Origin of the sequence: Shewanella indica (assembly GCF_033842865.1) — a bacterium.
In the GTDB taxonomy this organism is placed as follows: Bacteria; Pseudomonadota; Gammaproteobacteria; order Enterobacterales; family Shewanellaceae; genus Shewanella; species Shewanella indica.
Window position 1 is genome coordinate 3,479,476 of the sequence record NZ_JAWXXR010000001.1, and the last position, 11,343, is coordinate 3,490,818.

At 50.0% G+C, this 11,343-nt stretch carries 12 protein-coding genes and 1 pseudogene; 6 read left to right on the forward strand and 7 right to left on the reverse strand.

Annotated features, from left to right (window positions below; all coding sequences use genetic code 11):
- Positions 1-131: 131 nt before the first annotated feature.
- From SIL79_RS15550 to SIL79_RS15565, 4 genes and pseudogenes are all read right to left on the reverse strand, one after another.
- Positions 132-1,181: pseudogene (locus SIL79_RS15550) on the reverse strand (transposase).
- A gap of 91 nt (positions 1,182-1,272) precedes the next feature.
- Entirely contained in the window at positions 1,273-1,743 is a 471-nt protein-coding gene (locus SIL79_RS15555; protein ID WP_162206305.1) for a hypothetical protein, read from the reverse strand.
- A complete protein-coding gene (locus SIL79_RS15560; protein ID WP_202932783.1) occupies positions 1,743-2,636 on the reverse strand; it encodes a hypothetical protein in 894 nt (297 codons plus the stop codon). The genes SIL79_RS15555 and SIL79_RS15560 overlap by 1 nt, the downstream gene beginning before the upstream one ends.
- 91 nt (positions 2,637-2,727) lie before the next feature.
- Positions 2,728-3,279: a hypothetical protein gene (locus SIL79_RS15565; RefSeq protein WP_162206306.1), complete on the reverse strand. Its 552-nt coding sequence runs from the start codon at positions 3,277-3,279 to the stop codon at positions 2,728-2,730.
- A gap of 657 nt (positions 3,280-3,936) precedes the next feature.
- On the opposite strand from SIL79_RS15565, the gene SIL79_RS15570 reads away from it, so the two are divergent.
- The 6 genes from SIL79_RS15570 (at position 3,937) to SIL79_RS15595 (ending at position 6,491) form a co-directional block, all read left to right on the forward strand.
- Positions 3,937-4,215, forward strand: coding sequence for a hypothetical protein (locus SIL79_RS15570; protein WP_319619458.1), 279 nt, complete (start codon positions 3,937-3,939; stop codon positions 4,213-4,215).
- Positions 4,216-4,218: 3 nt separating this feature from the next.
- Positions 4,219-4,635, forward strand: coding sequence for a GNAT family N-acetyltransferase (locus SIL79_RS15575; protein WP_319619459.1), 417 nt, complete (start codon positions 4,219-4,221; stop codon positions 4,633-4,635).
- 127 nt (positions 4,636-4,762) lie between these two features.
- Positions 4,763-5,431: a DUF445 domain-containing protein gene (locus SIL79_RS15580; RefSeq protein ID WP_215774437.1), complete on the forward strand. Its 669-nt coding sequence runs from the start codon at positions 4,763-4,765 to the stop codon at positions 5,429-5,431.
- Between the two features lie 88 nt (positions 5,432-5,519).
- On the forward strand, positions 5,520-5,870 hold the full coding sequence (locus tag SIL79_RS15585; RefSeq protein WP_039035489.1) for a VOC family protein: 351 nt from the start codon (positions 5,520-5,522) through the stop codon (positions 5,868-5,870).
- A 33-nt stretch (positions 5,871-5,903) separates the two neighbouring features.
- Positions 5,904-6,248 (forward strand): 5-carboxymethyl-2-hydroxymuconate Delta-isomerase, encoded by a 345-nt coding sequence (locus SIL79_RS15590; protein ID WP_319619460.1) that lies wholly within the window; start codon positions 5,904-5,906, stop codon positions 6,246-6,248.
- 9 nt (positions 6,249-6,257) lie between these two features.
- Positions 6,258-6,491, forward strand: coding sequence for a DUF1289 domain-containing protein (locus tag SIL79_RS15595; protein WP_039035487.1), 234 nt, complete (start codon positions 6,258-6,260; stop codon positions 6,489-6,491).
- Positions 6,492-6,593: 102 nt separating this feature from the next.
- On the opposite strand, the gene asnB is transcribed toward SIL79_RS15595, so the two are convergent.
- The 3 genes from asnB to SIL79_RS15610 form a co-directional block, all read right to left on the reverse strand.
- Complete coding sequence (gene asnB, locus SIL79_RS15600; protein WP_319619463.1) at positions 6,594-8,258, reverse strand: asparagine synthase B; 1,665 nt, start codon at positions 8,256-8,258, stop codon at positions 6,594-6,596.
- Between the two features lie 322 nt (positions 8,259-8,580).
- Positions 8,581-10,227 carry a M28 family metallopeptidase gene (locus SIL79_RS15605; RefSeq protein WP_319619465.1) on the reverse strand — a complete coding sequence of 549 codons (1,647 nt, stop codon included), beginning with the start codon at positions 10,225-10,227 and terminating at the stop codon, positions 8,581-8,583.
- A gap of 131 nt (positions 10,228-10,358) precedes the next feature.
- Positions 10,359-11,105, reverse strand: a complete 747-nt coding sequence (locus SIL79_RS15610) for an HAD-IIA family hydrolase (protein WP_039035484.1) — start codon at positions 11,103-11,105, stop codon at positions 10,359-10,361.
- Positions 11,106-11,343: the final 238 nt, after the last annotated feature.

Below are 11,343 nucleotides of genomic sequence, written 5' to 3' on the forward strand. Positions count from 1 at the left end.
GAAAGATATCCATGAGTTGCAGAGGTTTGATGAAATCGAACCGATTTCACGCAAAAATGCGAGATTTGAGCCGTGCTAGCCCTACCCATGTTCAGGGGATTTTAATGACTGCGGTTGAGATAGAGTGGGGTTCAAGCCGTTTGAAAGTACTGGCAACTGGTTGCAAAATGCCGTCGTCGCTTCTCCAAGTGTTCGCAGTAACAGCTGAGCTCTTGCAAGGTGCCTACCGGCCCACGAAATAGTCTTCCAAATTCAGTGGTAAGCTTGAGCCAGTTCTCATGAGGGATATTCAACCGCATCAGTAGCTTGGCACTCTTTTCACCTATCGAACCACGTTTATCATCGCGAATACAGCGCCCGGTATCATCCACCAATTCAAGATAATCTTTGAGCTCAAACGCAATACCACTGGGCTGGTTATCGCATTCATTACCGATAAAGGGCAGTAGCTTGGCGGGTTGTTCGCATTTCAAAGCGGCCTGAATACGTAGCCGAATGCTGGTATGCTCTGACTGCTCAGGCGTATCGGCCATCTTGGCTCTGATGGGGTTGAGGTCAACGTAGGCCATGTAGGTTAACACCGCGGCTTCATCGAGTAAGGTTTGTGACTTAAATCTTCCCTCCCACAAATTTATCCGGAATAAATTTGAACAGCTTTAGCTGGCCCGCAGGGAGAGCGCCAGGGATGGCGGCGAATAGAATCGGCCGGTACAGTTATCCTCTTGATTGGCTTGACGCGCTATCGGTTCGTTGAGACAACGCATGAACCAACTGATGTCACATAACCTGCTGCGATAAATCGCAATAGTATGCTTCAGCCTGGGAACTTCATGCGCTTCAATCAGCTCACCCTGGGTGAATTTGCGGGTTAACTCATCACCTTTGAACAGCTTATGCCATTGCTCAAGCACTTCTCTGTCTGTCCATCGGTTTGCTGTCTCTATATCAATATGCAACACCAGATGCAAATGATTACTCATGATGGCGAATGCCGCCACATCAATGGCAAAAACAGCTTCCAGTTCAAACAATAACGATTCCACCCAACCACGGCGGTGGTCATAATTCTTACCCGAGTAGGCATCATCACCACACAGAAAGGCTCGCCGCACCACGCGGCTGCAACAATGATAGTAAGGCGTATCTTCAAGGCTGATTTGAGTTCGGCGAGGGCGCGGCATAATAACCTCCTTGTTAAATGCTTAAACAAAGCATAGTCGGAGGCTAACTAGTGCGCTATTAACGCTGGGTGTCCATATTTTTTTATATTTTTTATGTATATTGCTCTATGACTTGCCTGATTTTTTGAGCTGCTAAGATAATTTGGAACGTAGTTAATCCAGAGATGAGGATTGAACTCAATAATATTGAACCTAACATTAGTTCACTCAACTCTGACATGAAGAACCAAATTGTAAAACTAGCGGCGCAACATAGTATACAAATCAAATAAGACGCCATTATACGATCAGAAACCTTATTGAATGAGTTCCATTCGTAGAGTTGCTTGTTGGACGTATTCTCCAAAGGTGCATGAACTTTTTGAGCCACTTTAAAGGTCACGCCAGTGAAGATAACAGGCAATGAGGGGATAAACTTCCATAGTTCTGTATTGCCTTTAAGTTTTCCACCTATAAGTACAAATGCTTCCGGATAACTATATGTCATTGCAACCGTCAGAAGAATAACAACAAACTCCGGAGAAATAATAGTAAAGCGAAGAATATCTAGAATTCGATTCATCAGTGACCCAGGTGCCTTTTTTCTTTGATTTCGTCAAATATTCCAAGAGCTTTACGATAGAGAGCATCAGGCTCTGGATTTTTGTCGAAGGAAAAGTTCTTTACTGTCTCGGATGTTTTAATAGTTATAACTTCATTATCTCTTTTCCCTTTAACTGTTCCATGACCATAGCCATCTGCTGCCATAAGTATTGCAGCGTCCCCGATCGGAAGAGGTTCTTCTGACACATATTGCTCGTCTGCCGTCTGGTTTGCCGCTTTTTCTATGTGATATGGTAGATCTGTATTTAGCGGCTCACTTTCTGGAGCATCTTCGACGACGGTCATACGATCAGTGTTTCGTTTGATTAAGTAGTCCTTTAACTCTGCCCAAAGACAGCCGAACATTGGGTTAGGAGGAGATATTTTCGCGTTAACATGATAGATACCATCCAATGATGATATTTTCGCAGCAAAAGAGCGTAAGTCTGAGACTAACTCAATGTCGCAATCCACGAAAAAGCGTTGATAGGTTTCCTCGATAATAGAACAAAAGCGATTAACAAAAGCTTTTTGTTCGATGTGATTATACACATTAAGAAATGCAATACCCGAGTGGGACGGGATATATACAAAAGGGCTAGAGGCAACTTTCAAGTTAGGTTCAATTTGTGTTTCTTCTGTTCTCCGATGTGTATCTACGACAGTAACCTCACCTAACGGCTTGTATTTGCTTAGGCGACCGAAAATATAATGTTCCCCGTTGCCCTTAACTTCTTGGACGTCAATGAACGTCCAAGATGAACCTCTATAAGATAAGGAAACCGGCTCTTTGATTGCATTCATTAACTTTTCTTGATCGAGAGTACCAAGTTTCAATACTCGACCTAAATAATATGTTCCAGAGCTTGCCACTCATGACTCCTTTAAAAATTTATAACGCCCGCCATAAACGGCTGAGTGAAACGAGGTCCGGCGACCGAAGTGAGCGAATTTAATGGCTTTGTTATGCATTACAATTATCGCAAATTGAGTCAAATTTTCTGATCACTCCTGACCATGGTTTCCTGTGAAATCTCGATTTTTTCAATAGATCTGTAAATTCATTCAGCTCGTCATCGAGAGCATCTAAAAATTTTGTGGCATTCACAACCATATCAGTTTTTTTGAAAAGTGGGCCCTTCCTTCGGATCTTCCAACCGCCATAGGTTTCGCCCTGATGTAGTATCCCGCACCGGATGTTCTTATAGAAGGATTCACCATAACCGATGAAATCTTTTAGATGCGTAGATTTCTCAAAGAACTCCTCGAACACCTCAACACCAGCTTGACCAGTTTTCTTGCGTCCGCGCTGAAAGCAATATAATGACTCAATCATCAAGCACGAAGAAGCCATCATGCTAAACCCGTGTTTAAATTCGTGGTTTCTAAATGGCTCGATGTATCGCTCAGAGAATCGTTCGTAAAGCATGTCTGCGAGAGCATGGGTATCTCTCTGTTCCTTCAGCTGCCTATATTTTTTTACTGTTATGGTCGAAGTTAGCTTAGTTTTCTCCATTGGTGCTCCCCGCATAACAGCTGCATAGCACGCATGCGCGTTTTAGTCCTCGGAGGAGTGTAAACGCGCATCGCTATCTGTTTGTATTAGCTGGATATAAAAGAGTTTAGTCTTAATATCCCTTGCAGCTAAACGCGCATGCGCGGTTTCCAAACCTATTATCTACCCGCTGCACTTTTTAACTGTATGAATTTAATGCTATTTTTAAAATGTTACAGAAATAACGCGCAAGCTTAGCTACAAGTTGCCGGCATTTTGTCAGGAACGTCAATAATACTGTATAAAAAATCAGTTATTAGGCACTTACCATGAGCGCTTCAAGCCCTGCAACCAAGGGCCTTAAAACCAAGCACCTTAAACTCAAGCCCCTAAAACCCAGGCCCGACAAAAAGCGTTAAGTAAAGCCATAGCTACCGCACGGGTGCGACATGTTGTTCGTCCCTGAATACCGTTACAAACGGAAAAGTATCCTTGTTGCAGAGCGTTCGCTTAAGAAAAAGCTAAAGCTAACTGGTTGAATTGGCTATACAATACCCAGTACCTATTAGTAAAACAATTAGCTTAAGGTCAAGTTTTTTAACAAAGGCAATAAAACCCTGATTTTGTGGGGGTTGGCAACATAATTCGCCATGAAAACAACTGTGCCCGGCAAATCATATGAGCAATATTCCAATTGTTAAATCGCCTGTTTCAGTGCTTGATGGCTGGGGGCTATTTCAGTTGTTATCGCCGACCAATACGACTAAGTCCGCTTGGGTTTGTGTGCTCGTTGAAAACGGCTGCCAGGATGGGCATGAACGGGAACAGGCTTGGGGGGAGGGCAGCCTAAAGCTGCTGCCAGAGAAGCTTTTCTATGTTAGCCTTGCCTTGTTTATGAAGTTTATTGTCGTTTTGCCTCTGGCAAATAGTAAGATTTCAACTTGTATTCAGGGATGAAAAATGCAAATACGTTTGGCTACTGAAATGGATTTGGAGCAACTGATCCTGTTGTTTGATGAATATCGGCAGGAGATGGGGCAAGAGTCGGATCTCGGTCGTTGTCGCGAATTTTTACGCTGTCGCTTGCAGGAAAATGATTCGATGATCTTTATCGCCACCGAGGGTGATTATCCGGTGGCCTTCACTCAGCTCTTTCCTTCATTCTCTTCTTTGTTACTCCAGCCCTTGTGGTATCTCGATGATCTTTTTGTATTGCCCGATTACCGTGGTCAGGGAATTGCCAAAGAACTCACCCATAGAGCCCGTACTCTGGCACAGAATGCCAAGGTGTTGGCGGTGAAACGCAAATTCGGTGAGTCCTTCATGTCCGCAACCGGGGATGACACAGAGCAAGGTCTGTATCACGCACTACTTTAATCGACTGCCCCCTGTTTGCTACCATTAGCGGGTTTTAATTTCAGGGGATTTCAGATTGAAAACAGCAGTACAACAGACACCTGTGCTCGACAAGAGCGCGGTTACCAATCTCTTGGCGCTGGCCATTATGCTGACCGGCTATGGCATGCACTCAGATGTGTTATTTAACATAGGCCTATTTGCCGTATCCGGCGCCATTACCAACTGGCTGGCGGTGCATATGTTGTTTGAAAAGGTACCGGGTCTCTATGGTTCAGGGGTGATCCCGGCTCGTTTCGAGCAGTTCAAGCAAGCGATCAGCGAGTTGATGATGGAGCAGTTCTTCTCTGAGGCCAACATAGACCGTTTCCTGTCTACCCGCTCGGACAAGCAGAGCCTGGATCTCTCCGGTGTTATCACCAAGGTAGACTTGGCTCCGGCCTTTGATGCTCTGGTGGCCACGGTGGCCCAGTCATCATTGGGGGGGATGTTATCCATGTTTGGCGGCGAGGAAGCTCTCGCGCCGCTCAAGCAACCCTTTATTGAAAAGATGCAGCAGTCGCTGGCGGATATTGCCAAGAGTGATGATTTTTACGAGCTGCTCAAGGGCGAGCTGGAGCAGCCCGGAGTGATGGCCGATATGCGCAGCCAAATTCAGGATATTGTCGAGCAGCGGTTGGCCGAGTTAACGCCGCAGTTGGTCAAAGAGATGGTGCAGCAGATGATTAAAACTCACCTGGGCTGGCTGGTTGTCTGGGGCGGTGTCTTTGGCGGTTTGATAGGGCTGGTCAGCGTATACCTGCAACGCTTGCTATAACTATATACAGGTGAATTTTGGGCTGAACCTAGCCTGCAGCTCAGCTAAATAACCGCTATTAAGTCGCCCAAGCGGCGGGAGGAAAGCCATGGCGTTACATCATACGATTAACTATCTTGAACTTCCCGCCCGGGAACTGGAAGCCACCAAGGCGTTTTTTCAGGCGGTGTTTGGTTGGGGCTTTGTTGACTATGGCCCGGACTACAGTTGTTTTACCCAGGCCGGGATCGATGGCGGTTTTTTCCGTTCATCGGTGAACTTCGATACCCTCAATGGCTGCCCGCTGTTGGTGCTCTACTCAAACGATTTGAATGCCAGCCTGGAAGCCGTCAAGGCCCATGGCGGCGAGATCAGTAAAGATATTTTCAGTTTTCCCGGCGGTCGGCGCTTTCATTTTCGCTGCCCGAGCCAAAACGAGTATGCCGTCTGGTCTGAATAAACCCGGACGCTTCTCCCTTTACAAGGAAGGATTATGCCTCACTGTATTATTGAGTATTCGGCGCCCCTGGCGCAGCAGTTGCCGGTTGCCAAACTGGTTCAGGCGGTGCACCAAGGTGCCATAGACTCAGGCTTGTTCACACCATCTGCCATCAAGAGTAGGGCACATGCCTGTGAGCATTTCCTGGTAGGGGAGGACAGCGCGCAAACCTTTATCCATGTGCGTTTGGCCATTATGCCGGGGCGCACCGATGAGCAAAAGCAAGCCCTGACCCAAAGCGTGTTTGCCGCACTGGAGCCGATTGCGGCCAAAGCCGACAGTATATCGCTGGAGGTTACTGAGCTGCATCAGCCAAGCTACTTTAAGCGCGGTAGCTAAGAAGCTAATATGTCCAGGCAGCCAAAGCGCAGTAACAGGGTGGACTCTCCCTGTATTCGCCACTGCTGCCTGGACCTGCAAGATGTTTGCCTGGGGTGTTTCAGGACGCTGGAAGAAATTCTGGCCTGGCATCAGGCAACGGACAGCGAGCGGCAGGCTATTCTCGAGCGCTGCCGGCAGCGACAAGTTGAGCGTGACCAAGTAACGGCCGGGCTTAGAGTGCTGAGAACAAGGCGCAAGTGAACAAGCTCAAAGCAAATAAAGCGGCACAGAAGCGGATTTAAGTTTTGATGTCCGGTAATGAATAAAGGCGCCATTTGGCGCCTTTATGGTTTTTACTTAAGCTCAATAAGATGCGGTGTGCACAGAGCGTACTGCTCGGCCGGAAGGATCTATGATGCCGGACAGGCTCTCATCCCAGGCCAGCGCTTCCGGGGTAGAGCAGGCAACCGATTTACCACCCGGTACAGTCAGTGCTGCCGACTCCAGCGGGAAGTGCTCTTCAAAGAAACAGCGATAGAAGTAGGCCTCCTTGGTTTCCGGCGTGTTGTGCGGGAAGCGGAAACGGGCGTTGGCCAGCTCTTTATCTTCCACCTGGGCGGCGGCATGTTCTTTCAGGCCGTCAATCCAGGAGTAACCCACACCGTCACTGAACTGCTCTTTCTGGCGCCAGGCGACTTCGGCCGGGAGCTTATGCTCGAAGGCTTCACGCAGAATATGCTTTTCAATTCGGCCATCGCGCGACATCTTGGCTTCTGGATTCAGGCGCATGGCCACGTCCATAAACTCCTTGTCAAGGAAGGGTACCCGGGCTTCCAGGCCCCAGGCTGCCATGGCCTTGTTGGCCCGCAGGCAGTCGTACAGGTGCAGCTTGTCGAGTTTACGTACCAGTTCTTCGTGGAAGGCGCGGGCGTTGGGTGCCTTGTGAAAATAGAGGTAACCGCCGAACAGTTCATCGGCCCCTTCGCCTGAGAGCACCATCTTGATCCCCATTGCCTTGATCTTGCGCGCCATCAAATACATGGGGGTTGCAGCGCGTATGGTGGTGACATCATAGGTTTCCAGGTGATAAATCACCTCCTTGATGGCATCCAGGCCCTCCTGGAAGGTGAAGTGCAGCTCATGGTGTATGGTGCCTATGGCATCGGCGACCTTTTGCGCCGCTGCCAGATCCGGTGCCCCTTTCAGGCCCACGGCAAAGGAGTGCAGCTGTGGCCACCAGGCATCGGAGGCATCGTTGTCTTCAATACGGCGTTTGGCAAAAGTTTGGGTTATGGCGGAAATCACCGAGGAATCCAGCCCGCCAGACAGTAAAACGCCATAGGGCACATCTGACATCAGCTGGCGTTTTACCGCGGCTTCCAACGCTTCGCGCAACTCTTCGCTGGAGGCGCTGTTTTGGGCTACCGCTTCATAGTCGCGCCAGTCACGCTGATAGTATTGCACCGGCGCGTCATCTTCACTGAAGAGGTAATGCCCGGGGCTGAATACTTCCACAGTTTTACATACGGGGACCAGCGCTTTCATCTCGGAGGCGACATAGAAGTTGCCGCTGGTATCGCGGCCGGTGTAAAGCGGGATGATCCCCATGTGATCCCGGCCTACGAGGTAGCAGTCCTTGGCCTTGTCATAGAGTACGAAGGCAAAAATACCGTTGAGCTTATCGAGAAAGTCGCAGCCATATTCCTGATACAGCGCCAGGATCACTTCGCAATCCGAGTTGGTCTGGTAGCTGTACTTGTCGCCGAGCTCGGCCTTGAGTTCTTTGTGGTTGTAGATTTCACCGTTGACTGCTAGCACCAATTGGCCGTCTGCAGATAACAGCGGCTGGGCACCGTGTTCGATATCGACAATGGCCAGCCGCTCATGGGCGAGAATGGCTCTTGCAGTGGTATGAATACCCGACCAGTCAGGGCCGCGGTGACGCATCAGTTTGGACATCTCCAGCGCTGTGCTTCTCAGAGCGGCGGCATCAGACTGGATATCGAGAATGGCAAAAATTGAACACATGGTAAGACTCCAAACTTGGTGTTTCTTCAGCAATGGCTTCACTTTGCCTGTAGAATTCTCAAAAGCCAAGTGTTATTTTTAAATATAAATCATAAAAATGGCCTAATTTATAAGTTTTAACCTGTTTGTTTGGTGGCTTTTTTGCAGGTTGAATAATTTAATCGCTTAATTGGTGAAAGATCTGCATTTAAGCTCGCTGTAACAGCGTGCAAATTGGCGCTTTCCCAAAGCCGCTGTTTTTATCGGCGATCGATTTATCGGCCCGGAAAACAACGCAAAAAGGCGCCGGAGGCGCCTTGGGGGATGGGATAAATGTGTCTGGTTAAATCGTTGGAGTAACGCCGGTTTCCGGTCGCAAGCGATAAAACTCTGTGCCCTCGAAGTAACCCGGGCGATCGGCCGAATCCGCCAAGCGTTCGGCGGCCTTGTAGTACACGGCCAGATCTTCCAGCGCGCCGGAGAGATCCCAGTTGGCATGATACTCATCACAGAGGTTGTGATAGCAGCCTTTCATCTGCTGCTTCATTGCTGCTTTGTAGTTAGCGGTGGCCTGATCTACAGGTTCGCTGCCGCCACCGGCAAATACCGCAGGTACGCCATACTGGGCAAAACTGAAGTGATCCGAGCGGAAGAAACCACCGGACTCGGGGTGTTTCTCTGCCGTGGCATAGCGGCCCTGGGTCTTGAGCGCGGCTTCCAGATAACGCTCCAGCTCAGACTTGCCTTTGCCCACTATGGTAAAGTCTTTGGTGCGGCCATAGATATTGGTGCTGTCGAGATTAATCACTCCTATGGTGTTTTCCAGTGGGTAGGCGGGCTGGGCGGCATAGAAACGTGATCCCAGCAGACCTTGCTCTTCACCTGTGGTGGCGATAAAGGTCAGCGAACGCTTGAGGCGCTTGCCAGCCTTGGCGTCGGCGGCAAACTCACGGGCGATGGCCAGCATGCCGGCGATGCCGGAGGCGTTGTCCATTGCGCCATTGAACACCTTGTCGCCTTCGGCCGAGCTGCTTATGCCCAAATGATCCCAGTGGCCGGTAAACAGAATATGCTCATTGGCACGGCTGCTGCCCGGCAGAGTGGCAACCACATTGTAGCTGTCGCCATACTCGGCCTTGTTATCGAAACCTATGCTGGCGGTTTGCCCCAGCGTCAGTTGCAGTGGGCCGTGGGCAGCGCGGCTGATGGCGCTGTCCAGTTCAAGCCCGGCTTTGGCAAACACCTTTTGGGCGGCATCCTGGGTTATCCAGCCTTCCACTGCCACTCGCTCGTTGCCGGAGTCCGAGGCCAGATCCTGCTGTGGGCCGGTCCAGCTGTTCTCCACCACAGACCAGGGATAAGCGGCAGGAGCCGTGTCGTGAATGATGATGGCGCCCAATGCGCCCTGACGGCTGGCTTCTTCATACTTGTAGGTCCAGCGGCCGTAATAGGTCATCGCCTTGCCGTTGAATTTACCGAGATCCGGGCGGGCAAAGCCGGGGTCATTCACCAGAATAAGGGCGATTTTGCCCTTCATATCCAGGCCCTGGTAGTCGTTCCAGTCGTACTCGGGGGCGTTGATACCGTAACCGACAAACACCAGTGGTGCGTTGGTGATATCGACGCGTTTGACATCATGGCGACTGCCGAGCACCAGATCCTGGGGATATTGAAAATCGATACCGGCTAACTGTATTGCCTGGGTTTCACTGGCGGTATAGCTCACCATGGGCACTTTTTGCAAAAAGCTGCCGCTGGCGCCGGGCTCAAGCCCCATAGCGGCAAAGGCCTTGCTGAGATAGTCCAGGGTCAGCTGCTCGCCGCGGGTAGTCGGCGCCCGGCCTTCAAATTCATCCGAGGCCAAGGTTTGGATGTCCTGGCGAAACTCATGTTCATTGAAACTGACAACGCGGATGGGGTCGTCGGCAGTATTGTTTTGGCTGCAGGCACTCAAGAGTGCCAGGGTACACAGGGGGATCATCAAGCGCATAAGGGATCCTGTTGTTGCTTTTATTGTCAGGTATGAAGTGGCAACGGCTTTGCCTTTGCCTGTGCGCTATCATGGACGAAAAAACGCCCCCGGCACAAGCGGAGGCGGTAAAAGGAATGTTACCAATGGTTTCAGATCACGTCGATGTCGGCGGCGCAGGCAAACACATGGTTGGGACGGAAGGGCTCTTTCTCTATGTCTTCCAGCTTGCTGACTCCACTGGTGACCAGTATGGTTTCCAGCCCGGCCTGAAAACCGGCCAGAATATCGGTGCGCATGTTATCGCCGATAATCACGGTATTTTCGGAATGACCATCTATATGGTTCAGCGCCGAGCGGATGATCCAACTGCTGGGTTTACCCACGTAGAAGGGCCTGCGACCGCTTATTCTTTCTATAGGCGCACAGAGAGCGCCACAGGCGGGACTATAAGCCGGGCCATGGGTATCCGGGTTGGTGGCAATAAAACGGGCGCCATCGGCAACAAAACGGGCGGCCTTATGGATCATGTCCCAGTTGTAGGAGCGGGTTTCGCCGACGATAACAAAGTCGGGGTTGATATCGGTAATGGTAAAGCCGGCCTTGTAAAGTTCGTGGGTGAGGGCACCTTCACCTATGACAAAGGCCTTGCTGCCTTCCTGGTGCCTGAGAAAGTCGGCGGTCGCCATGGCCGAGGTATAGAAACACTCTTCGGGAATATGCAGCCCGGCGGCGCCGAGGCGGTTTTGCAGATCTTTACCCGTCTGTACCGGGTAGTTGGTCAAGATGACCAAGGGATTTCCCTGTTCCAGTACCCGGGCGATAAACTTGTCACTGCCGGGGATTAACTTGTTGTCGTGCATCAGCACGCCGTCTATATCGCAGATAATATTCTTCATGCGCGTCTCGTTCTGTCCTGATAACTGCCCCTATCTAACGCCATTGGTCATAAAATTACAATTGGCCGCGGTAAAAAGCCGGTAACGGAGCGTCATATCCAGGTAAATTAAGGGAAGAGGCAAGCTTGTGCCATAGCTGTAATAGCCATTGTTGTAATGAAAAAAGGAGCCGTATGGCTCCTTTTTGCTGAATTAATCAACCTAAGGAAGGTGCGAACAAGTCCCATGCGTGCTCTGC

Bases quoted from the DNA above. Each gene is read 5' to 3' on its own strand.
- SIL79_RS15610 (WP_039035484.1), bottom strand. From the start codon at position 11,105: ATGAAGAATATTATCTGCGATATAGACGGCGTGCTGATGCACGACAAC.
- SIL79_RS15590 (WP_319619460.1), top strand. From the start codon at position 5,904: ATGCCTCACTGTATTATTGAGTATTCGGCGCCCCTGGCGCAGCAGTTG.
- SIL79_RS15575 (WP_319619459.1), top strand. From the start codon at position 4,219: ATGCAAATACGTTTGGCTACTGAAATGGATTTGGAGCAACTGATCCTG.
- SIL79_RS15580 (WP_215774437.1), top strand. From the start codon at position 4,763: ATGCTGACCGGCTATGGCATGCACTCAGATGTGTTATTTAACATAGGC.
- asnB (WP_319619463.1), bottom strand. From the start codon at position 8,258: ATGTGTTCAATTTTTGCCATTCTCGATATCCAGTCTGATGCCGCCGCT.
- SIL79_RS15555 (WP_162206305.1), bottom strand. From the start codon at position 1,743: ATGAATCGAATTCTAGATATTCTTCGCTTTACTATTATTTCTCCGGAG.
- SIL79_RS15595 (WP_039035487.1), top strand. From the start codon at position 6,258: ATGTCCAGGCAGCCAAAGCGCAGTAACAGGGTGGACTCTCCCTGTATT.
- SIL79_RS15585 (WP_039035489.1), top strand. From the start codon at position 5,520: ATGGCGTTACATCATACGATTAACTATCTTGAACTTCCCGCCCGGGAA.
- SIL79_RS15570 (WP_319619458.1), top strand. From the start codon at position 3,937: ATGAGCAATATTCCAATTGTTAAATCGCCTGTTTCAGTGCTTGATGGC.
- SIL79_RS15605 (WP_319619465.1), bottom strand. From the start codon at position 10,227: ATGCGCTTGATGATCCCCCTGTGTACCCTGGCACTCTTGAGTGCCTGC.
- SIL79_RS15565 (WP_162206306.1), bottom strand. From the start codon at position 3,279: ATGGAGAAAACTAAGCTAACTTCGACCATAACAGTAAAAAAATATAGG.